Annotated in this window: 20 protein-coding genes; 8 read left to right on the top strand and 12 right to left on the bottom strand. The window is 38.5% G+C overall.

Annotated elements, in window-relative coordinates; all coding sequences use genetic code 11:
* Positions 1 to 10 precede the first annotated feature (10 nt).
* The 3 genes from ACSLUH_RS03395 to ACSLUH_RS03405 form a co-directional block, all read right to left on the bottom strand.
* Positions 11 to 715 (bottom strand): transporter substrate-binding domain-containing protein, encoded by a 705-nt coding sequence (locus tag ACSLUH_RS03395; protein ID WP_448564590.1) that lies wholly within the window; start codon positions 713 to 715, stop codon positions 11 to 13.
* A 94-nt stretch (positions 716 to 809) separates the two neighbouring features.
* Positions 810 to 1,748, bottom strand: coding sequence for an NAD(+) diphosphatase (nudC, locus tag ACSLUH_RS03400; protein WP_448564592.1), 939 nt, complete (start codon positions 1,746 to 1,748; stop codon positions 810 to 812).
* Entirely contained in the window at positions 1,741 to 2,112 is a 372-nt protein-coding gene (locus tag ACSLUH_RS03405; RefSeq protein ID WP_448564594.1) for a winged helix-turn-helix transcriptional regulator, read from the bottom strand. Before ACSLUH_RS03405 ends, nudC begins: the two co-directional genes overlap by 8 nt.
* Positions 2,113 to 2,768: 656 nt before the next feature.
* On the opposite strand from ACSLUH_RS03405, the gene ACSLUH_RS03410 reads away from it, so the two are divergent.
* Complete coding sequence (locus tag ACSLUH_RS03410; protein WP_448564596.1) at positions 2,769 to 3,314, top strand: hypothetical protein; 546 nt, start codon at positions 2,769 to 2,771, stop codon at positions 3,312 to 3,314.
* Positions 3,315 to 3,503: 189 nt separating this feature from the next.
* Here the strand turns inward: ACSLUH_RS03410 and ACSLUH_RS03415 are convergent, their stop codons facing one another.
* Entirely contained in the window at positions 3,504 to 3,698 is a 195-nt protein-coding gene (locus ACSLUH_RS03415) for a hypothetical protein (protein WP_448564598.1), read from the bottom strand.
* A 490-nt stretch (positions 3,699 to 4,188) separates the two neighbouring features.
* On the opposite strand from ACSLUH_RS03415, the gene ACSLUH_RS03420 reads away from it, so the two are divergent.
* The 3 genes from ACSLUH_RS03420 to ACSLUH_RS03430 all read left to right on the top strand — a co-directional run bounded on the left by ACSLUH_RS03420 (position 4,189) and on the right by ACSLUH_RS03430 (position 7,888).
* Positions 4,189 to 6,042 carry a CIA30 family protein gene (locus ACSLUH_RS03420; protein WP_448564600.1) on the top strand — a complete coding sequence of 618 codons (1,854 nt, stop codon included), beginning with the start codon at positions 4,189 to 4,191 and terminating at the stop codon, positions 6,040 to 6,042.
* A 71-nt stretch (positions 6,043 to 6,113) separates the two neighbouring features.
* Entirely contained in the window at positions 6,114 to 7,100 is a 987-nt protein-coding gene (locus ACSLUH_RS03425; protein WP_448564602.1) for a sensor histidine kinase, read from the top strand.
* Positions 7,097 to 7,888 carry a LytR/AlgR family response regulator transcription factor gene (locus tag ACSLUH_RS03430; protein WP_448564604.1) on the top strand — a complete coding sequence of 264 codons (792 nt, stop codon included), beginning with the start codon at positions 7,097 to 7,099 and terminating at the stop codon, positions 7,886 to 7,888. The genes ACSLUH_RS03425 and ACSLUH_RS03430 overlap by 4 nt, the downstream gene beginning before the upstream one ends.
* Before the next feature lie 52 nt (positions 7,889 to 7,940).
* Here the strand turns inward: ACSLUH_RS03430 and arfB are convergent, their stop codons facing one another.
* Entirely contained in the window at positions 7,941 to 8,357 is a 417-nt protein-coding gene (arfB, locus tag ACSLUH_RS03435) for an alternative ribosome rescue aminoacyl-tRNA hydrolase ArfB (protein ID WP_448564606.1), read from the bottom strand.
* A gap of 103 nt (positions 8,358 to 8,460) precedes the next feature.
* Positions 8,461 to 8,817, bottom strand: coding sequence for a ribosome hibernation-promoting factor, HPF/YfiA family (hpf, locus tag ACSLUH_RS03440; protein ID WP_448564608.1), 357 nt, complete (start codon positions 8,815 to 8,817; stop codon positions 8,461 to 8,463).
* A gap of 461 nt (positions 8,818 to 9,278) precedes the next feature.
* Here hpf and ACSLUH_RS03445 point away from each other — a divergent pair, with 461 nt between their 5' ends.
* Positions 9,279 to 9,608, top strand: a complete 330-nt coding sequence (locus ACSLUH_RS03445; protein ID WP_448564610.1) for a DUF3718 domain-containing protein — start codon at positions 9,279 to 9,281, stop codon at positions 9,606 to 9,608.
* Positions 9,609 to 9,759: 151 nt separating this feature from the next.
* A complete protein-coding gene (locus ACSLUH_RS03450; protein WP_448564612.1) occupies positions 9,760 to 10,866 on the top strand; it encodes a 1-acyl-sn-glycerol-3-phosphate acyltransferase in 1,107 nt (368 codons plus the stop codon).
* Between the two features lie 45 nt (positions 10,867 to 10,911).
* Here the strand turns inward: ACSLUH_RS03450 and ACSLUH_RS03455 are convergent, their stop codons facing one another.
* Positions 10,912 to 12,351, bottom strand: a complete 1,440-nt coding sequence (locus ACSLUH_RS03455) for a zinc-binding metallopeptidase family protein (RefSeq protein WP_448564614.1) — start codon at positions 12,349 to 12,351, stop codon at positions 10,912 to 10,914.
* A gap of 133 nt (positions 12,352 to 12,484) precedes the next feature.
* Positions 12,485 to 13,390: a DMT family transporter gene (locus ACSLUH_RS03460; RefSeq protein WP_448564616.1), complete on the bottom strand. Its 906-nt coding sequence runs from the start codon at positions 13,388 to 13,390 to the stop codon at positions 12,485 to 12,487.
* Positions 13,391 to 13,757: 367 nt separating this feature from the next.
* On the opposite strand from ACSLUH_RS03460, the gene pepN reads away from it, so the two are divergent.
* Both pepN and ACSLUH_RS03470 read left to right on the top strand, forming a co-directional pair.
* Positions 13,758 to 16,439 (top strand): aminopeptidase N, encoded by a 2,682-nt coding sequence (gene pepN, locus ACSLUH_RS03465; RefSeq protein ID WP_448564618.1) that lies wholly within the window; start codon positions 13,758 to 13,760, stop codon positions 16,437 to 16,439.
* A 146-nt stretch (positions 16,440 to 16,585) separates the two neighbouring features.
* Positions 16,586 to 18,139 carry an AbgT family transporter gene (locus tag ACSLUH_RS03470; RefSeq protein WP_448564620.1) on the top strand — a complete coding sequence of 518 codons (1,554 nt, stop codon included), beginning with the start codon at positions 16,586 to 16,588 and terminating at the stop codon, positions 18,137 to 18,139.
* Positions 18,140 to 18,199: 60 nt separating this feature from the next.
* On the opposite strand, the gene ACSLUH_RS03475 is transcribed toward ACSLUH_RS03470, so the two are convergent.
* The 4 genes from ACSLUH_RS03475 to ACSLUH_RS03490 all read right to left on the bottom strand — a co-directional run bounded on the left by ACSLUH_RS03475 (position 18,200) and on the right by ACSLUH_RS03490 (position 21,084).
* Positions 18,200 to 18,343, bottom strand: a complete 144-nt coding sequence (locus tag ACSLUH_RS03475) for a hypothetical protein (protein WP_448564622.1) — start codon at positions 18,341 to 18,343, stop codon at positions 18,200 to 18,202.
* 110 nt (positions 18,344 to 18,453) lie between these two features.
* The gene (gene dapE / locus ACSLUH_RS03480; protein WP_448564624.1) at positions 18,454 to 19,623 is read right to left on the bottom strand and encodes a succinyl-diaminopimelate desuccinylase; all 1,170 of its coding nucleotides are present in this window, start codon (positions 19,621 to 19,623) and stop codon (positions 18,454 to 18,456) included.
* A 140-nt stretch (positions 19,624 to 19,763) separates the two neighbouring features.
* On the bottom strand, positions 19,764 to 20,558 hold the full coding sequence (locus tag ACSLUH_RS03485) for a MipA/OmpV family protein (RefSeq protein WP_448564626.1): 795 nt from the start codon (positions 20,556 to 20,558) through the stop codon (positions 19,764 to 19,766).
* A complete protein-coding gene (locus ACSLUH_RS03490) occupies positions 20,542 to 21,084 on the bottom strand; it encodes a hypothetical protein (protein ID WP_448564628.1) in 543 nt (180 codons plus the stop codon). Before ACSLUH_RS03490 ends, ACSLUH_RS03485 begins: the two co-directional genes overlap by 17 nt.
* Positions 21,085 to 21,112 lie beyond the last annotated feature (28 nt).

Genomic DNA, 21,112 nt, shown 5'->3' on the forward strand with positions numbered 1-21,112 from the left:
AGGGCGTTTTTTATTCGAATAGCTTAATTATCACGGCTAATTTGGACTTACCTAGAGAGCCATAGCCCGCATATTGAGGTTGTTGATATAGCAACCAAGAACTGCTCACTAACGGCAGCTTGTAATATGGCATCACCTGCTCTGCCCACGCTTTATCGATAAGCATTGCGTCGACTTGACCTGCCATTAAATAGCTAAAGACACGCGGTATATCCCTATCGCCGCGAATATAATAAGACGCTGTCACTAATACTTTTTCTAAAGAGTCCAGTTGTTCAAGCATAGCTGCAGGGTAAATGTAATCTCGCCCTAATAGCACCCTTTTAATGTTTGGGTTTTCAAACGCATTTTTACTCAATAATGGTTTATCTTTATGGGTGACAACAGCAATGTCCCAATAGGCGATAGGCTTTGGTATTAAAGTGAGCTCATCAGTATCATCCACAAACAAAGCAACATCGTAAATGCCGCCCTTTGTGCCTATTGCACAACGAGAAAAGGGTAACTCGAAAAACGTTAAAGTAATCCCAAGCTGTTCTGCTCGATTTCTAAGTTTATTAATAGTAACGCCATGAAAGTCACCTTTTTCGTCTTTAAAGGCATAGGGACGCCACTCTTCGTAACAAACATCGACGGAACTCACATTTTTGGCAAAGGCGATAGCACTCATATTGCAGCCTACTAGCAATAGCAACAATACAGAGAGTAATTTCATATCACCAACGCTTAATCGACCCAACTTAATTAAGCTATAGAGGTAAATTCAAAATTTGTAAAATTTGTCGATAAGAAAGTTAACTAGGGCGTCTTCAAGATTGCTCTTTTAACCAAGCCTCGATTAAATAGCGTGCGATAGACTCTTTACGTGGAATTTGCGTACCAGAGAGCTCGCTCCCCCAATCATTTAACGCTCTGACTTGCTCCTCGTTATACCATTTAGCGCTCGATAGTTCTTCCTTATCGATAGTGATGACATCATCACTAACCACGGCATGAAAACCAAGCATAATAGAGTGAGGAAATGGCCAAGGTTGTGACGCGATATAATGAACATGAGCAACCGTTAACCCTACCTCCTCTTTTACTTCTCTAACCACGGCCTCTTCTAATGATTCTCCAGGATCAACAAAGCCAGCTAAGGTTGAGACTAAATTGTCAGGCGAGCGTAAATGATTTGCTAGCAAGCAGCGCTTTTCTCCACTTTTTGACACATGCTCTACTAACATAATCACAACGGGGTCGGTGCGTGGAAACAGCTCTTTGCCACAAGCAATATTGGTGCATTTTCGCATATGCCCAGATTCATGGCTTTGAGTTTTCTCTCCACAAAACCCACAAAAAGCATATGCCCTATGCCAATGTACCAAAGCTCGCCCATAAGCAAGGTATGCTGCTTTTTCTTGTTCAAGCCACATAGCGCTAGCTCTAAACTCGACAGCTTGCGCATCTGACGCTAGAAATGAAAGTAAATCTTCTAAGCTAATATGAGTGCAATCAACTACAAACAATGGCTGAGCATCATTTAAACCTAAAAATATTGCTTCAAGTTGATACTGCTCTTCTAAGCGCAAGTAATCCTCTTTTGAAACGATCACTTGCGTTTCTCCGTCAAAAAGATAATTTCCTTTATGGATAGGTAAAAAAGATGCTTTCGGTTGAGCAAGCTGCCTTTGAAACCATTGAGGTGATTTTCGCTCAGCGCTTGCCCGTTGAAGGGGCATTTGAGTAAATTTTATCTCATTAATCATCTTTTTTACCTCTACTTCCCTGAGAATTTTTTTCAACTTTCGTTAAACTATTTGCCCAATCTTGTGACCACTGGCTTAACGGTGCGATTAAACAAAAGAGACTATCGCCCAATTCGCTCAGCTTATACCCATCAATAGTACGTTCAACTAATCCTGCAGCACTGAGTTCTTTTAATCTTGTCGTTAGCAAAGAAGGTGAAATGCCATCACACTTTCGTTGTAGCTCTCTAAATGGCAAAGGTTTATATTGTAATTGCCAAACCACTCCCAAAGCCCATGTTCGCCCTAATAAATCAAGTAAAGCCATAATAGGCTTGCCTGTTTTTGAGCCCCTAACCGGCAGCCCTGGTAATGGAATATTCATCAGTCACCTTTGATACAAATTTTGTAGCATACTATAAAATTTGTATCAAAATTACCACAAGTAAAACGATTATAATTACCTATTGCGGCGTTTAAGCCAAAACGACTCTAGCCAGTTTGAGAAAAAAACTGTTTTACTCCCGAAGTAAAGCTCAGCGTTAGTCACAACGCATATTTTAGGCTACTATTAAAACTAAGTGACGAAGCTTAAGTGTTGCAACAAGGAGGTCTCAACGTGCAATGTTTTATCTTTTTGGCTTTTACCGTCTTAGATCCCTTATATTGTTTAATAAAACTTATCACTTTTACTACTGATAACAATACTACTTCTAAAATTAACGCTTTCATCTTATCAACATCGGGTCATGATAACGGTAAAGCCTCTAATAATTATTTAATACCTAGACAACTTCTCAACTTCGACAATTTTAGTCATTCATCGAGCAAATTTTTAACGCTACTAGATAGAGCGAATGATGCTTGCAAAAGCAAACACTTCAACCTGCTAACGCTTGATGAAATGCAAGTAAAAAGAAAGGTAAGTTATTAATATAAAAGAAAATGACAAATAAATTAGCTAAATAATTACAAAGGTGTAGCCAAATCTCGTGTAACAGCAATCTTTTTTAAATGCATTATTATTATATTAGGTTTGATATGGAAATAATTTTAATTCGCCACGGAAAGCCAGCTTCAGCGGATAATCCCGTCTTAAATGCTACTGATTATACCAAGTGGATTCGTCGATATAACTTGTCTAGCGTATCAGAGCATAGCCGCCCAGCATCAATCAACCCCAAACTAAGATCCTATTTTGTTTTGTCGAGCGATTTTAATCGAGCGATTCATTCTGCTGAAATTTATACTGGTCGTAAACCCGATTATATTTCCTCTTTATTCAAAGAGGTAGATATGCCACGCTTTAAGCTACCGTTTAAATTTAAAGCGATGACATGGCTATATTTTTGTCTCGTTCTTTGGATGCTCGGATTAAATCGCTCATTCGAGTCCTATGCCGCTTTAAAGGCTCGCTCTGAAAATGCCGCTAATCAGCTCATTCAGTTAGCTCAAGAAAACGGTAAAGTCGTGCTGTTTGGTCATGGGTACTTAAATTTTCATATCCGCAGAGCTTTAGTGCGCCGAGGCTGGTCATTAAAATGTAAAAGTAACACATTTTGGGGGATATCGAGATTGGAGACCTAGCGGCTTTTTGCGAGCTACTAAAATTTATGCCAAGCACGACTTTATCAAGGTACTAGGTGAACAGTAATAGGTGAATTAGCTCAGACAAAATCTCTCAATCATGGATCATTAATTCAAAGACACTTTTGCACGAGATTTCTTAATTTGTGCTCGTTGGGTTTTCTGATCTAAGCGCTTTAGCTTGGACGATCAGGTCGGTTTAGTTGCTCTGCGAACTTTTTGCACCACAGCAACACTTTGAATAAGTTCAACTAAACGTTCAATGGCATCTTCTCTATTCTTTTCTTGCGTCCTAAATTGCTGCGCTTTAATAATGATTTCACCATCTTTGGTTAACCGCTTATCTTTTAAAGCAAGTAATCGCTCTTTATAAAAAACTGGCAAAGATGATTTTTCTACATTTAACTAGTTTAATTAACCGGAGCAATATTGAATGCCTTCAAAGCAGTGAACAATGCCAACCCAAAGTTGAAACCAGACATTGTTGCTATTAGCCATCCAATTCGCAAGTCGGTTAAATGATGCACTAGATATTTAGCTATTTAGGCTGACGCAATGTTCTGAACGTCATATTTCAAAACTTTAGGTAGCGCAAGTATTAAACGTTTGTCATCTCATTATTTTTATTTATTTAATTTAATTGCTTTATTTCTCCCACAGTGAGTGCTCAACAATTGGCAACCAACTTAGAATTAAAACTCCTCAAAATTTTAGTCTTTCCTTCAGAGCTTCATTAACCTCCAAACGCCTGTCGATTCAGCTCACCTTTATGTCGATTAACCAAGGTTTCATGTCCATTCAAACAAAACAAAACGCAAGTTATGACTAGAAGGCGTATTGTTCAAACATTATTTATTAAAATGAGAAATACATTATGGTCCCAAAACTAAAACTTCTACTCTCACTCGCGTTACTTCACTGTTTTAGTGTACAAGCAATTGATTTACGTATAGATAATCTTAAGGTTTATCAACCAACAACACAGAAATTTAGTCCACCAAGCACGGTATATGTTAACAACGGAAAAATTATAGCGGTAACGGCAAGCAAATCCCAATATCAACATGCCAATAAAATAATTGATGCACAAAATCAGTATGCGCTCTTTGGATTAACCGATTTACATGTTCATCTGGGCGCCTCTGGAAGTAATTATAGCGAATATCAATACCTACCTGTTGAAGCGCATTTCAACGCCAATCTATATTTAGGCGTGACCAGTGTTGTCGACCTATTTACCTTTAAACAAACAATTGACTCAGCAAAGCAAGCGGCAACTGAACAAATAACACCAGATTTTTACTACGCTGGAGCATTATTTACCAATCCAGGAGGGCATGGTACACAATTTGGGGGGCAAGTGAATATTATTGAAAAAGACGCAGATATAGAAACATTATGGAAAAATCACCTTGCTAAAAATCCTCACGTAACCAAAGCAGTAATAGAATCGTTTGGCAATCAGGGGAAAACGCTAACAGACAAGCAATTGTCTCGACTGGGTGAACTATCAAACCAAGCAGGGTTACCGTTTTTTGTTCATATATCAACGTTAGAAGATGGAAAAAGAGCCATTAAAGCAGGTGCAACTGTTTTGGCTCATGGAGTAAACTCAGAAGCGATTGATGATGAATTTATCGAGTTAATGAAACAATATGACGTTGCATATATTCCAACGCTTTCAGTCTATTATAACAATGGACTCGAAAAAGATGAAAAATATCTCAGCCACCAAAAAAAATTACTGCCCATAGTTCATCAAAACCTACAAAACTGTTTGTTTAAAAATGTACCAAGTCCTAGTAAATGGCAGCAGTCTACTTGGCAATCTCGTTATTTTGCTTATCAAAACCTTATTCAACTGCAAAAGGCCGGAGTGGTAATTGGTACAGGCTCTGATGCTGGAAACCCATACACTCTTCATGGCTTAGGCTTACACAATGAACTTGATGCCTTAGCCATTGCAGGATTAAGCAATGGTGAAATAATAAATGCTTCAACAATTAATGCTGCAACAATATTGGGAAGGGAAAAAAATTATGGAAAAATAGCTCCTGGCTATAAAGCAAACTTTTTAGTTATCGCAGAAAATCCATTAGAAGATATTTCAGCACTACATAACATTAGCATGGTCATTAAAGATGGTCAGCCATTGAATCGAGAAGCACTTGCAACAGCTAATCAAAAAATTGAGCCACTAGGAAAACCTTGTCACAAAAAAGTCCCAAGCAAACAGGCTAAGCAGGTAATAGATGACTTAAACACTGAACTAAATTGGCAAACGCTGAGTGATAATATAATGGGTGGGCAATCTCAAGCAACAATAACGTTGCATGATAACATTTTAAAAATATCGACTTCTTTGGGAAAAGCAATGAACTTTGGTGCTTGGGCAGGCGCTGAATTAAAGTTTAATCACACTATTGATGCATCTCATTATAATGGTATCGAAATTACCTATCGAGGTTCACAGACACCATTTGTTTTTTCTGTTTACCATCAACAGGTTAAAGACTGGGATCATTTTGCAACCCCCCTCCCCTCAAGCTCTGAGTGGAAGACCGTTAAAGTTGCTTTTGAACAATTAAAACAATATGGTTACGGTAGTCCAGTAAATTGGTCAGCTTCACAACTAGACGGGGTTAGTTTGATGTGGCGGAAAATGCCAGGTACCGAGCAACTCAGTGATCAAAATGAGTTAGAAGTTAGCGCCATTCGTTACTTTTAATTTTTCTATTGGCCAAACAAGTTGTAAGTTAACACCTTGTTTGGTTGTTAAAAATAAGTTCACAAATATTAATGAAAACTATACAACATCCGTTTTTTAAATATAGCTTTTTGGTGCTATTACTAGTTGATATTGGCTATACCTTAGCCTTGATATCGGTTGATGCTGCCACTTTTTCATTAGATACGTGGGTAGCGTCAGCGATCTGGTTTGTTACTTTCTATTGGTTTCCAGTTTGGCTATCGGCGTTTATTATTTTTAAGCGTCGCGAGAAGGGAAAACAAAATACGATTGGTGAATGGATAATTACAGTGATATTAATGATTAGTGGCAATGCTGTCACTGACAACCTTATCCATGCTCTTTATCAATCCCCAAAATTCGGGTGGTTTGTTATTTTAAACGGTTTACTTTGGGGAACCGTGATTTACGCTGTAACACGTTATTTAGAATCTCGACAAAAAATACTAATCGAGCAAGCAGCGAGAAAGCAAGCACAACTTGAAAGCTTGCGCTATCAATTAAACCCCCACTTCATGTTCAATAGTCTCAATACTATTTCCGCCTATATACACTCTAACCCTAACCTAGCTGATGAAGTGCTTCATGAATTGGCGGATGTGTTACGATACTCACTCGATAACGTTAAACATCAATATGTACCATTAGCCCAAGAATTATCGATAATTAATAAGTATTTAAATATAGAAAAAGCCCGATTCGGCGACGAGTTAACCATTAACATTAATATCAAGGAAGAACTTAAAAATATTCGTATTCCGCCATTATTGATCCAACCTATAATAGAAAACTCAATTAAACACAATGCTAAGCAAAAAAGCTTAGAGATTTCATTAACGATCAAACCTAGCCCTAATGGCATCGAAATTATTGTTGAGGACAACGGTAAAGGCTATAGCCAAGATATTTTAATGAAAAAAGGCAGGCAAGGAATTGGACTTGAAAATGTTAAAAGGCGCGTCGAGCACATGTTGCATGGAAAATTAACAATTGGTAATACTAACGGTGCAAAAACCCGATTAGAAATGAGCTTATGAATAAACTGAATAGCATTAATGATAACACCTATAAACTGTATTTTGCAGAAGATGAGAAACCAGCACGAGATAAATTAACTTATCAGCTGAGTTTGATGAATGATATCGATGTTATCGGTTATGGTGTAAATGGTAAACAAGCCATAGCAGACATAAATTCGCTAAAACCAGATATTATTTTATTAGATATTCAGATGCCTGAAGTTAATGGTATAGAGCTCATTGATTTACTTGATTATCAACCTGTTATTATTTACACAACGGCTTATGATCAGTTTGCGGTAAATGCCTTTGAAAAGTCATCCCTTGATTATCTATTAAAACCCTACCCTCTAGTAAGGCTTAAACAGGCACTTGAAAAAGCGAAGCTTAGAATAACGCAACGAGAGGCTGCAGCCCATTTAAATAAAAAGCCACAATTGAAAAATAATAAATCAATTGCAACGCTGAATAAATTAATCAGTAAAAAAGGCGAGCGCATGAGAATAATATCGCCTAACAATATTATCTATATAAGCTCTGAACAAAGCAGTGTTAGTGCCTGGGATGGTAAAAAGTTCTTCCCTTTAGATAATAGCCTTGAAAATTTGGAACAAAATCTATCGGCGCATAATTTTATCAGAATACACCGCAGTTACTTGATTAATATTGACTTTATAAAAGAAATTCAACGATGGTTTAATGGTAAGCTCATGATCATCATGAATGATCAGATAAAAACAGAATTGACTACCAGTCGCACAGGCGCTAACAAATTAAAAATGATACTTGGTATCATTAAAGATTAAACCAATTTAATAAACTGAATTAGTCCAGACAAGATATCTCAATCATGGATCATTAGGTCAAAGACACTTTTGCACGAGATTTCTTAATTTGTGCTCGCTGGGTTTTCTGATCTAAGCGCTTTAGCTTGGACGATTTGGTCGGTTTAGTTGCTCTGCGAACTTTTTGTACCACAGCAACACTTTTTATAAGTTCAACTAAACGTTCAATGGCATCTTCTCTATTCTTTTCTTGCGTCCTAAATTGCTGCGCTTTAATAATGATTTCACCATCTTTGGTTAACCGCTTATCTTTTAACGCAAGTAATCGCTCTTTATAAAAATCCGGCAAAGATGACTTTTCAACATCAAAACGTAAGTGAATCGCTGAAGATACTTTATTCACATTCTGCCCACCAGCCCCTTGCGCCCTTATTGCAGTTAACTCAACTTCGTTTTCATCAAGCTGAACAGCATTAGAAACAATTATCATGTGCACGGCCTTTATTTAACAGTATCAATAGTTTTTATCACTGACATTCTACTTGAACAAAAACGGGGAACCAAGTTCCCCGTTTTCTCTAACGTAAATTGAACTATGCTAAATCAAGAGATTGTACTTTCTCGAATGCAACTTCTTCTGCGGTAGATGATGGTTTTTGGTGCTTGTTTGCTTTTAACTGTCCTTTACGATGCTTCAATGCCGTATCGAATTTTTTCATCGCAGTAGCAATAGCAGGGTACATTATCTCATCTTCGCCTTCTGCTGCTACGCGAGCCCCCTCAAACTTAGTGGTAATTTCTACATGATGTTTACCATGATTTTTCGCAATAATCATGTCGATCGATATTAATGTTGGAAAATGTGAAGAAATTTTTGAGAACTTTTCCTCTACGTGCTCTCTGATTGAATCGGTGATTTCTACATGGTGACCAGAAAGATTTATTTTCATAGCTGTTCCTTTTTTAATTATCACTCAATATAAGACTTGGGGTTAAAGCATAAAAAGGCAAGTAAAAAACGATAAATAATGCAATTATTTTCACACTTGATTAAATAACAATCATTTAGCATTAAAAATCAACAAAGGTTTATTTCGAATTGGGTGTGTTGACCTTTCAAGGTTATTTTTACAGCGCTAAATAATCTTTTTATACAATGATATCTTTATAAAATTTAGCGTTGTTCATTTGAAAGAAATTTAACCACTAAAAATTTAACTATTACAAATTTTTTAACGATTTAGTGATTTGACTAAAACTTCCCTATTTGCGCCATAAATTACTGATATCGGCCATTTCGCAAATTACCAGCAGCAATCAAAATAAAACAAAAACCTATTGATATCAGTTAATTAAATAGTTTGGCATTGTGGTTGCAATTTCTTATTCGGACACCAACAGGAGAATTGCCATGAAAACATTAACAAAAGTTTTAGCCACTGCCGTTATTTCTATTGCAACCGTTGCAAGCGCAAATGCTGCAAATTTCAAAGCCAGCAATGAAAGTAACATTACCAACCTTTGTATGGTAGCTGCACAAGGAACCCGTATTGAAATGAACAAAGCAATTAAAGAATCGGGTTTTAGCAAAAGTTATATTTATGAAAACGTCAATTGTAACAATCAGCATATTACCGATTTTGCCTTAGATAATAATCCAACGCCTGATAAAGTCGCGGCATTATTAATGCAAGGACAACGCAAAGGCAGTGTTAGCATTAACGACATCGCCAAACTGTAACCTATTAATAATTCATTAGTTTTAATCTCTCTCGACCTTTGAGCACTCCTACGGAGTGCTTTTTTTACGTTAACGTTATATTTTTATAAGTTTTACGTTACAATGCGGCGTTTTAAATTCCCTAGTTTTTTCGCGCGAGAGACTTTTTCAAATGTTTGATGATATTCGCCCTTACCGAGACCATGAAGTTGTCGGCGTCTTACAACAGTTATTAAATGAGCCTGAATTAATCAGCGCGATCTCAACGTTTTTAAGCCCTAAGCTACGTAAAATTGCCCCAAACCTTGTAGATTTTTTCGTACAACGTTCGTTACGAAAAAGAGTGAAGCATTGGCAAACTGTTGATGATATTCAGCTTCATGTAGCGGATTACTTGCATAAACTTATTGAAAACTCTACTCAAGGAGTTACCTTTAGTGGCATAGAGAAACTCAACCTTTCAAAACCGACACTATTTATCAGTAACCACCGAGATATAGTACTTGATGTTGCATTAATTAATTGGGCGCTTTTTAAGAACAACGCCCAAACCGTCGAAGCTGCTGTCGGTGACAACCTACTGCATAAAAAGTGGGTTGCCGATCTTATGCGTATTAACAAAAGCTTTATTGTAAAACGTAACGAAAAAACCAAAAGAGATATGTTAAACGCCTCTAAACAGCTTTCTGCGTACATCCATCATAGTTTAACCGACAACCAACAAAATATTTGGATCGCTCAAAAAGAAGGCCGTGCCAAAGATGGGCTTGATAAAACCAATGCGGCATTAATTTCAATGTTATTACTGAATAAAGAGAAAGAAATCAGTATTGAGGAATACTTAACGATATTAAATATCGTCCCCGTGTCGATATCTTATGAATATGACCCTTGTGACACTGACAAAGCAATTGAATTAGCGCAGCGAGAAGCAAATGGTGATTATAAAAAGTCTGACGATGAAGATTTAAAAAGTATCACTCAAGGTATCGTGGGTCAGAAAGGACGTGTTCACATCGCTTTTGGCGAACCTATCAAAGGTGAATACACTAACGCTAAAGAAATTGCAGCTGCAATTGATCAACAAATTATCACTAACTATCGTATTTATGACAGTAATACCTCATGTTATCAGGTATTGAAAGAAGGTAAAAAAGAGCAAGAATTGCTCCCTGATTTATTGTCTCGAATGTCTTCATTAACTGAACAACAAAAACACTGGTTATTGATGATGTACGCAAACCCTGTCTTAGCAAAGAAGACATTAACCATCGATTAAAAAAGGGAGCAAATGCTCCCTTTCTTAACAAACGACTCTTCGCCATTATTCGTGCGCAAAAAACGCTGACATCGCCTTGTAGAGCGAATATAAATCTACCTTAGAACCAATAGCGTATGGCGAATGAATAGACAAAATTGGTACGCCAAAATCAATCACTTCCATATTATCATCAGATAAAGATGTACCAATCGTCCCACCAGAAGCTTTACCCTTATATGTAGACGTTTGCCACTTAATGTTATGCTCATCTAAGTAATTACGCGTCCAAGCCAAATATTCAGAATTGGCATTAAAACCACCACCATAAAGTTTCAAGTTTACACCATTCCCTAATCTTGGTGCATTACCCAATTCCCAGACACCAGGCCAAGTTGGGTTGACACCTGGATTAACATCGGTAGAGATCACTTTAGTATTTCGCAACAACTTACGTAAGATATAATCGTTATAATCTCGACCGAGTTTGTTGTATAACATGCCGCTGAGTAAATCGACTAGATAACTAGAACTTGCACCAGTGTTGTTGATATTGCCGACTTCCTCGTTATCAACTAAAAATGCAATTGACGTATACTCTGGTACCTTTTGTTCGATAATCGCTTTTACCGAAGCAATCGCTGCTGCTTTGTCATCATGCCCATAAGCCGCTATCATGCTGCGATCAAAGCCAACATCGCGAGGTTTAGTTGCTGGTACTAACGCAAGTTCAGCAGACACTAAATCATCAAGAGTTACATCGTAGTTTTCTTTTAAATATGCCTCTACCTGCTCTTTTATCGATTTATCAAAGTCAGGCCTTGCTGCAATAATAACATCGAGCTCTTCTTTTTTGATTACGTCGCGACTTTTTCTTTCGCGATTAGGATGGTCGACATGAGGAGCAAGATCTGGAACCATTAAAATCGGTTCGTCTTCATTAAATCCCATCGATACATTAACAACAGAACCGTCTTTTTTATCGATACGCCCAACCAACGCTAATGGAATATTAACCCATTGATAGGTTTTGATACCTCCGTGAACATAAGTTTGGAATAAGGCAAACTTTTGCTTTTCATAAAGTGGACGCCCTTTCAATTCTAGTCTTGGTGAATCGATATGTGAACCGACAATATGTGTACCTTGCTCGAGAGGTTTCTTCCCGATAACAATTAACGAAATCGTTCTATCCCGATTTACATCATAATATCGAGCACCAGGAGTTAATGGGCTTTTTTCGGTTAATGGTTTGAAGCCATTTTTTTCAGCGCGTTTAATGGCTTCTTTAACAAAAGTTAATTCTGTAGGGCCATTAAAGATAAATTTTTTATAATCACTGGCATAAGATTCTACGGCTTGAAGTTCGCTGTCAGACAAATTTAACCAAGAAGATGCATGATCTTTATCTTTTGCTTTAACCTCTTCTTCAAATGCTAACGCTTGCAAAGGAAAACTCAGGGCACTAACTGCCGTTAGTGTCATCAAAATTGTTTTTATTTTCATAAGATACTTTTTATTGAGGAAACCACGGCCGCTATAATAAAGTCCTTAGTACGTGAATAACAAGTGCAATTCGATAGTTTACAAATTAGTATCGATGAAACACCAATGATGAGGTGATAAATTCAGCCAAAACTTACCCTGAAGCTGCCGAAGTAACCATTAACATTACCCCTATCCACGCAACGACTATTCCCACCCAAACCTTAGTATTGGTTCGCTCACCTTTTATCAAAGCGATGATACTAGCAAATATAGCGCTGGTCGCGATCAAGGTTTGCACAATGGCAGCCGGTGTATTGATTAGCGCAATTTGCACCAAAACTAACGCCCCCAATGTGCCGATTAAACTGCCAACAACCAGTTTAATTGCGCCATTAAGCCCCAAAGCCGAGTGAGGCATCAATGATTTAACGTTTCCTCGACTCCAGCAAATAATAAAGGCTAAACCACCGAGAATACGTAAAAAAGTAGCGACAAATGGATCCACCGAAATATCTACATAGACATCCCTCACCATAAGTATGCCAACGGCCTGGCAAAATGCGGCTCCGATAGCGAGTAAGGCGCCTTTAACCAGTGAATCTTTAGCCTGCTTAGTGCTTCTTCGTAATTGCAAAACCCAGTCGACCGAAATAATGATCATCACAATCGCGATAAGTTGTTGCCAAGATAGCCACTCATCAAGCAACCAGATCCCCCCAATAACAACAAATATCGGCGCTATACTCTCTGCAATAACCAAGGTATGTTTTTCTGATAGCTTTTTTAACGCGGCGAATAGCAAAGTATCACCGATACCTATACCGATAATGCCACTGATGAGGATAATGCCAAGTTGTTGGGATGTCATTTCAACATAGTTAATCTCTACCAAAAAACTAATGGCCACCAAGGCGATAATCGTTATCCCCCCTTTAGCGAAGTTGAGCCCTAAAAAACTAAACTGCTCAGTTAACCCTTTAAACCATCGCGTAGCAATTGCCCAAAAAAATGCAGCCAACAACGCAGACAACATGCCTAATGCTGATGAAAAATCCATAAAAACTCGTTACGAACAATAAGAAACCGCTAATAATCGCAAAAGTTTACCATGTTACTAAACAAGCGTTTTAACTCATTCGCGACGAACAACGTTTTTTCAAGACAAAATGTTAAGAAACTGGTGGTTTTTTATGCTATAAAACGCCGTTGAAATCTTTCCTCGCAGCAGTGGCAGTTCAATTCGTCGTGAATCAAATCAGTAAACTAACGAAAACTAGCCAATACCACCGAGGAATTTAGCACGTTAAACAATCGAATTACGCAGTAACAAGCCAAAATAATAAAACGAGTAACGTTACTAACAACAATGATAAATATTGTATTTTGCACCAGCGAATTCGCCGTTACCTTGATAGGAAAACATAATGAATAAAAACTTTTCATTCTCGTTAAAAGCACTACCAATTGCCTTGGCAAGTGTTTTGAGTTTAACCGCATGTGATAATGCTCCCAAAACAGTTCAAAGCGAACAAGTTCAAACGCCAAGTATTGTCAGAGTCGCCAGCGAATCTCTTTATGCTGACTATGCTGAAATGCGGGCAAAACAGGTAAGCAATGTCACTTACGAGTTAATGCTAAATTTGGACAATGAATCCACTGAGTTTTCTGGCGTCACAACCCTAAATTTTGACCTTGCTGAAAACAATAATAATGACCTAACCATTGATTTTGATTCTGGTAAGGTTAATAACGTGACGGTAAATGGTAAATCCGTTGATGTCGGTTACGAGAAATGGTTTATTACGATAAAAGCCTCTTTTTTAAGACCAGGTAAGAATACGATTTCAATTGATTATCAACGTCCCTACTCTACCGATGGCTCTGGTTTACATCGCTTTGTCGATCCAGAAAGTGGGGAAGTTTATCTTTATACCGACTTTCAACCTTATAATGCCAACAAGTTGTTTCCACACTTTGATCAACCTGACTTGAAAGCTACTTATACCCTTACGGTTGATGCACCAAAACAATGGAAAATCATTTCATCTACGCGTGAAGAAAAAATAGAAGACAAGGGCGAATTAGCCACATGGTATTTCCCAGAATCTGCTAAGTTTTCTTCCTATGTATTTGCTATGCATGCTGGTAATTTCACCGTGTGGGAAGATAGCTACCAAGACATCCCTTTAAGACTATTTGCTCGACAAAGCATGGCGAAATATGTCAAAACCGAAGAATGGTTCCCGCCGACAAAACAAGCCTTTGCTTTTTTCAATGACTATTTTGGCATTAAATATCCGTTTATAAAATACGACCAAGTGATTGTTCCAGACTATAACGCAGGTGCAATGGAAAATGTTGCGGCAGTTACATTTAATGAAAATTATATTAGCCGAGGTGAAAAACCAACACGTTCAAAAATGCGTTTAGCTAACACCATTGCACACGAACTCGCCCACATGTGGTTTGGCGATTTAGTGACAATGCGCTGGTGGAATGGTTTATGGCTCAATGAGAGTTTCGCCACTTATATGGCAAACTTAGCCATTGATAAAGCTAGTGATTATGACAATGCCTGGGATGTTTTTTACTCAGGTACCAAGCAATGGGCGTATCGAAGTGACGACTCAGTTAACACGCATGCAATAGAATTGCCTGTTCCTTCTACAGCTGATGCTTTAACTAACTTTGATGGTATCACCTACGGTAAGGGCGCATCGGTATTAAAGCAACTTCCTTATTATTTGGGTGAAGAAAATTTCCGTCAAGGCGTGAGCAATTACCTGAAAAAGTTTTCTTATCAGAACACCGATTTAGATGACTTTATCGGTGAACTCGGCAAAGCCGCTGGTAAAGATCTAAGTCAATGGACGCAAGATTGGTTGTATCAAGCGGGTTTAAATACGATAAAAGTTAATTATCAATGTGACCAAGGCTTAATTTCAGCATTCGCTATCGAACAGTCTGCTCCTGAAGGTTACCCTACATTACGGGAGCAACGCGTTCAAATCGGAAGCTATAACCTCGTTGGCGATGTCATGAAGTTAACAAAAGCGACGCCAATTATTTATCGTGGCGAAACGACCAATGTGAATGAAATGAAAGGTCAAAAATGCCCTGATTTAGTCTATCCAAATGAAGGGGATTGGGGTTATGTTAAAGTCGATCTAGATCAAAAATCATTAGATTCAGTTAGAGCTCATATCAATTCAGTTGAAAGTGCAACGATGCGGTTGATGTTGTGGCAAAGCTTGGCAGATAGTGTTAATGATGCAAAGTTGCCTGCCGACCAGTTCGTTAATTTTGCTTTAGCTAATATTGAGGGGGAGCAAAACTATAACGTTGTTAGAAAAATTGCCATGAGTTTATCTTCTGCTGCGGGTTACCTTGAAACCGCAACACGACATAACGTAAATGATTACTCGAGTTTGTATCAAGAAATAGAGGATTTATATTTACGTTTACTAGAGAAATCTGCTGCAGGCTCTGACGAACAAAAACTGTGGTATTCGCGTTATGTATCTATTGCTAAGTCAACTGAGCATTTGGAAAAATTAACTAATATTTTAAATGGTGAAAAGGCATTTGATGGCTTATTAATCGACCAAGATAAACGCTGGGGAATTATCGCTAAACTTAATCGTTATCAGCATGGCAACTATAAGGCACTGCTAGAGGCCGAGAAATTCACTGACAATACTGATAGTGGTGTCAAAAGCGCCATCTACGCTGAAGTTATTAGGCCTGAAGCAGAAGTAAAGGCGAAGTGGTTTAATGTTGTGATGAATAACCCAGAGCAACTAAAGCTATCAACGTTGCGCTATATCATGTGGGGATTATTTCCTGCAGAGCAAAAAGCATTGGAGGCTCCCTATAAACATAAAATTGTTGATAGAATACCAACATTGAACGAAGGCAGTGATTTAGGTTTACTCTCAACCTATACCAGCCTAATGGTGCCCGCAGAGTGCACTAAAATTAGTGAAGTTGAGCTTGCAGCCTTGGTCGATCAGTTTGGTGATATGAAGCCTCAAGTGGTTAAAAATTTAAAAGAAACACATGAAGACGTTGCTAGGTGTGTAAAAGCATTAGCACTCCTTAAATAATTTTTACTTCCTTTTGAGTGTGCCCTCTCAACGCCGTTAGTGTAAATGTGAGCTAACAATTACACTAACGGCCTTTCATGATAACTATTGCGCAATTTATCTATTTTACGTTAAGGTAAACTTATCTAACGTTTGAGATAAAAAGCATGCAAGAAACAAAAACAACAAATGCACCAAATACGGCGATTACCCGCTTTTTAAATACCATTGAAAACATCGGTAATAAGCTACCCGACCCAGCGATTATTTTCTTATTTTCAATGATCCTCATTTGGTTATTATCGTGGGTTTTCTCATCTAGCTCCTTCGACGCTATAGACCCTCGAACCGGAGAGGCTCTGGTAGTAAATAATTTACTTGATCCTAATGCGTTAGCACAATTTATGGCGACCATGGTGAAAACCTTTACCGGATTTGCACCACTGGGTGTTGTTTTAGTTGCGATGTTAGGTGTCGGTGTTGCTGAACATTCAGGTTATATCAATACCGGCTTAAAAATCATGCTAAAACGCACTCCACAAGCGTTATTAACACCATCAATTATTTTAATCGCAATCGTTAGTCATACCGCAACAGACGCAGGATATGTCCTAGTGATACCTTTAGCCGGCGTTATATTTTATGCGATGGGCCGCCATCCTTTAGCTGGTATTGCTGCCGCATTTGCCGGTGTTAGTGGTGGTTTTAGTGCCAACTTCATCCCATCAGGTATTGACCCGCTACTGCAAAGTTTCACCCAAAGTGCTGCCCATATCATTGATCCTCAAATGGCAATAAACCCGTTAAACAATTGGTTTTTCACGTCAGCATCAAGTGTTTTTATCATTTTATTGGGTTGGTATATCACTGATAAAATTATAGAGCCTCGCCTACAAGCTACTAAAGTTGATGGCGAAACTGATGACTTGCCTTCCTTTGGTGAGATAACTTCAAAGGAAAAGAAAGGTTTTGTCATTGCTTCGATGGTAATGCTAGCAGGTATAGCTTTGCTAGTTTATGCCTCTAGTGGCGAAGATTCTGCCCTGCGTAGCGCTGATGGCAAATTAACTGATTTTAGCGCCCCTTTAATGCAATCGATAGTACCATTAATTTTTCTATTGTTTTGGATACCAGGTGCTGTCTACGGTTTTGTTGTCGGCACCTTTAAAACATCAAAAGATATGATTGATGCGATGACCAAAGCAATGAACAGTATGTCTTACTACATTGTTATGGCGTTTTTCTGTGCATTGTTTATCAGCGCTTTTAGCCACTCGAATTTGGGAGCCTTACTTGCTATAGAGGGTGCTGAGCTACTAAAAGCAATGGCGTTGCCTAGTTCAGTTACGATAGTCGGTATTATCTTTTTAACCGCGTTTGTTAACTTATTTGTTGGTTCAAGTTCGGCGAAATGGGCATTGCTTGGACCTATTTTTGTGCCGATGTTAATGCAGCTAGGGATCTCGCCAGACCTTACTCAAGCGGCTTATCGTGTAGGTGATTCAGGTTCAAATATTATTACGCCATTGATGCCTTATTTCCCGCTGGTTGTGGTTTACTGCCAAAAGTATGTCAAATCGACCGGTATTGGAACACTGATCGCAATGATGCTTCCCTACTCTATCGCATTCTTGATTGGCTGGAGTGCATTTCTATTGATTTACTGGATGCTTGGCATTCCATTAGGCTTACAAGCAAATTACATTTATCCAGCAGGATAAGTAAAAAGGCCACCTTCAGACGAAGGTGGCTTTACAATAGCCTTATAAACAAGAGGGGGGCTAGGTTAGCCTAACCAGTTGAGCAGCCTCCGATATTTCATTTTTAATTGTTTGTCCTGATGCCGAAGAGAGTAACTCGCTTTCATTAATACCCCAGCGAATCAGCAAAATAGCCTCTGTGCCAAAAACCCCGGCAGTGATCACTCATTGCTACTTATGCTTTTTATCCTTCAGACTTCGCTTAAAAATCAAAAGCGATTAAACATGAGGAGGTATTAGGGCTTTTTATCGTGCATTTTACTGGAAACCTACAGCTAACTAAGAAGGTCTGTTAGCATATCGGTATAAATGCGCTCTAAACGCGCGATATCTTCGCAAGCAACCCGCTCATTAACTTGATGAATCGTTGTATTAGGCACTCCCAACTCTACCACCTCGGTTGTTTCAGTGCAGAAAAAACGGCCATCAGATGTTCCGCCAGAAGTAGACAGTACGGGGAATTTACCTATTTCTTTAACAATCGCTTGCTCAGCAGCCTTTATTAATTGGCTATGCTCAATATTTTGGGTTAAATAAGGCTCACACGGACGATCCCACGTTAATTCAAATTGTTGGTCAACCGCTTGGATCACTCGTTTTAAATGAGCAATTAACGATTTTTGCGTCCACTTCGCACTATAGCGAATATTAAAACAGAGCTTACATTCACTAGGCACTAAATTATCGGTAAACGTGCCCGAATTAATATGAGTGACTTGCAATGAGGTACCTGGAAAATCTCGACTACCTTGATCCCATTTAATTGACAACAAAGCTGTTAATAACGCTTGTGTTTTATGAATTGCATTCAACGCATAATCTGGATAAGCAACATGACCTTGTTTCCCCTTGACATCAACATAACAGGTTAATGAGCCTCGTCTTCCAACTTTAATGGCATCACCTGTTGTATAAACTGAACTTGGTTCACCAACAATACACATATCCAAGTCAATACCTTGCTCTTGTAAATAATTTGCAATCCATTTACTACCAAATTCAGCTTCACCTTCTTCATCGCTGGTAATCAACCACATGAAGCGTTGATTAATTGCCTTGCCATCAGCAATGTGAGTCTCGATCGCCGCTAACATTGCCGCTATCCCAGTTTTCATATCAGCCGCGCCTCTGCCGATCAACTCATCATTGATAATCGTTGGCTTAAAAGGCGGTGTCTGCCAAAGCGCTTCATTGCCAGGTGTGACAACATCTGTATGACCAGCAAAAGCAATTGTGCGTGGGCCTTTACCAATACTTGCAATGGTGTTGGAAACACCATTAATCGAAAACTGCTGACAGTCAAAGCCAAGCTGACTGAGTTTGTTCATCAAATAGATTTGGCAGCCATTATCATTAGGCGTCACCGACGCTTTGGCGATGAGATCGGCTGAGTAGTGAATCGACAATGGTTGGCGATTGAACAAGGCTTTAGGAATATAGCGCATTGCTAGCTCCAATTTCTGTTATAAACCTTGTTATTAAAAATAATCAGTATGACAATTACATGGCAATTTTAAGAATAAATTGCGACAGTGACGCCCTGCCGCTTGGTTAACTTTATTTGTCGGCTTTTTAACAATGGGCTTTAAAAGTAGCGACTATATATTAACCTGACACCCCATGAGCGATCACGTTCAACTAAGGGGCTGTTTGATATTCCTGTGCCGTACCACTGATGTTCAATATTAAATCGTGTAAAGCCATTGAAAAAAATGGGGGTAGAAATAGATAAACCCAGCGAATAATTAGTCGTTGCACTTCCTTGATATCTTGACCGGCTATTAGTTTCTTCAGCATCACGAACACCGTAATAGTAATCGATGAGCTTATCATCTAAATAATTTATCAAAGCGGAAGGTTCAATAAAAATGGGGCCGACGCTAAACGTTTTTGCTAATCGTAATTCAAATTCGTTACCGTTGTGGCGTCCTAAAATGTCGGTTTTCGCACTCAACCTAGCCTTGAAATTCTCGCTATCAAAATCGACAGCGACACCACCATCAAATGAAAACTTGCGCGATGCCATACCATCAAAAATCCAACTATCATCTTCATCAAACCCTTGAAAACGGGGTGAAAGGCTGACTGAAAATGACAGGTTATCACGTTGAGAGAGTTTATAATTTATAAATGGTCCTAAAACAGATAAGTTTTCCCCCTGGTAACCAAGCACTGGAATAGGTATGACGCGATTACCATAACCGTAATAGATTTCGCGTTCAACACTTACACCTATCCCATATAAAAAACCAGTATTTTTTGCATTTGACGCAGACGATGAACGCTGCTCTGCATTAACTGAAAATAGCATAACGCTCGATAGCAATAGTAAGGTTTTTCCGAGTAAATCTAAGAAGAAAAATTTAGGACGACTTAACATCAGCAATCACCTTTCTAAGTTTTTTTAATGCTTCAACCGCAAAGCCTTGATCATAAAAATAAATCACCTTTCCCTGCTCTCCTAGCAGCAATACGCGAGCATTATTGGGGTTTTCATTACCTGTTAATTGGAGGATTTTTTCAGCACCCTCATAAACCGTAATTACACCTTTCCACAGAGGCTTTGGAATCCCTTTACGCATTCCATTATCAATATAAGTTTTAAACATTCGAGGAAACATGCCACCTATTGTTGGAATTTCATAAGTAGGTACATTGGTTTCGGTCATATCAAGTGCAATCAACCAACGATCAATATCAAATTGAGCATCTTGCACATAACCAATCAGTAATAATGTGGCATCTGTTTTTATATCTCTTGGCAGTTCAACACGCTCTTTTTCTAAGTTTTGCCCTGACACGGTAGGAAAAACTTCACCAAATGGCGTGCGATTTGGGTAGGTTGTCGAACAACCTGAAATAAAAAATACAATGACGAAAACAGCGACAGTATAAAATCTAACCACAACGACCTCCTTTTTTGTTGTTTACTAC

It is taken from the genome of Thalassotalea ganghwensis (assembly GCF_053485795.1).

What these genes read in the sequence shown, in the direction of transcription:
- ACSLUH_RS03455 (WP_448564614.1), bottom strand. Translation starts at nt 12,351, where the DNA reads ATGAAAATAAAAACAATTTTGATGACACTAACGGCAGTTAGTGCCCTG.
- ACSLUH_RS03485 (WP_448564626.1), bottom strand. Translation starts at nt 20,558, where the DNA reads ATGTTAAGTCGTCCTAAATTTTTCTTCTTAGATTTACTCGGAAAAACC.
- pepN (WP_448564618.1), top strand. Translation starts at nt 13,758, where the DNA reads ATGAATAAAAACTTTTCATTCTCGTTAAAAGCACTACCAATTGCCTTG.
- ACSLUH_RS03470 (WP_448564620.1), top strand. Translation starts at nt 16,586, where the DNA reads ATGCAAGAAACAAAAACAACAAATGCACCAAATACGGCGATTACCCGC.
- ACSLUH_RS03420 (WP_448564600.1), top strand. Translation starts at nt 4,189, where the DNA reads ATGGTCCCAAAACTAAAACTTCTACTCTCACTCGCGTTACTTCACTGT.
- ACSLUH_RS03445 (WP_448564610.1), top strand. Translation starts at nt 9,279, where the DNA reads ATGAAAACATTAACAAAAGTTTTAGCCACTGCCGTTATTTCTATTGCA.
- nudC (WP_448564592.1), bottom strand. Translation starts at nt 1,748, where the DNA reads ATGATTAATGAGATAAAATTTACTCAAATGCCCCTTCAACGGGCAAGC.
- ACSLUH_RS03430 (WP_448564604.1), top strand. Translation starts at nt 7,097, where the DNA reads ATGAATAAACTGAATAGCATTAATGATAACACCTATAAACTGTATTTT.
- ACSLUH_RS03425 (WP_448564602.1), top strand. Translation starts at nt 6,114, where the DNA reads ATGAAAACTATACAACATCCGTTTTTTAAATATAGCTTTTTGGTGCTA.
- dapE (WP_448564624.1), bottom strand. Translation starts at nt 19,623, where the DNA reads ATGCGCTATATTCCTAAAGCCTTGTTCAATCGCCAACCATTGTCGATT.
- ACSLUH_RS03410 (WP_448564596.1), top strand. Translation starts at nt 2,769, where the DNA reads ATGGAAATAATTTTAATTCGCCACGGAAAGCCAGCTTCAGCGGATAAT.
- ACSLUH_RS03395 (WP_448564590.1), bottom strand. Translation starts at nt 715, where the DNA reads ATGAAATTACTCTCTGTATTGTTGCTATTGCTAGTAGGCTGCAATATG.
- hpf (WP_448564608.1), bottom strand. Translation starts at nt 8,817, where the DNA reads ATGAAAATAAATCTTTCTGGTCACCATGTAGAAATCACCGATTCAATC.
- arfB (WP_448564606.1), bottom strand. Translation starts at nt 8,357, where the DNA reads ATGATAATTGTTTCTAATGCTGTTCAGCTTGATGAAAACGAAGTTGAG.
- ACSLUH_RS03405 (WP_448564594.1), bottom strand. Translation starts at nt 2,112, where the DNA reads ATGAATATTCCATTACCAGGGCTGCCGGTTAGGGGCTCAAAAACAGGC.
- ACSLUH_RS03450 (WP_448564612.1), top strand. Translation starts at nt 9,760, where the DNA reads ATGTTTGATGATATTCGCCCTTACCGAGACCATGAAGTTGTCGGCGTC.
- ACSLUH_RS03460 (WP_448564616.1), bottom strand. Translation starts at nt 13,390, where the DNA reads ATGGATTTTTCATCAGCATTAGGCATGTTGTCTGCGTTGTTGGCTGCA.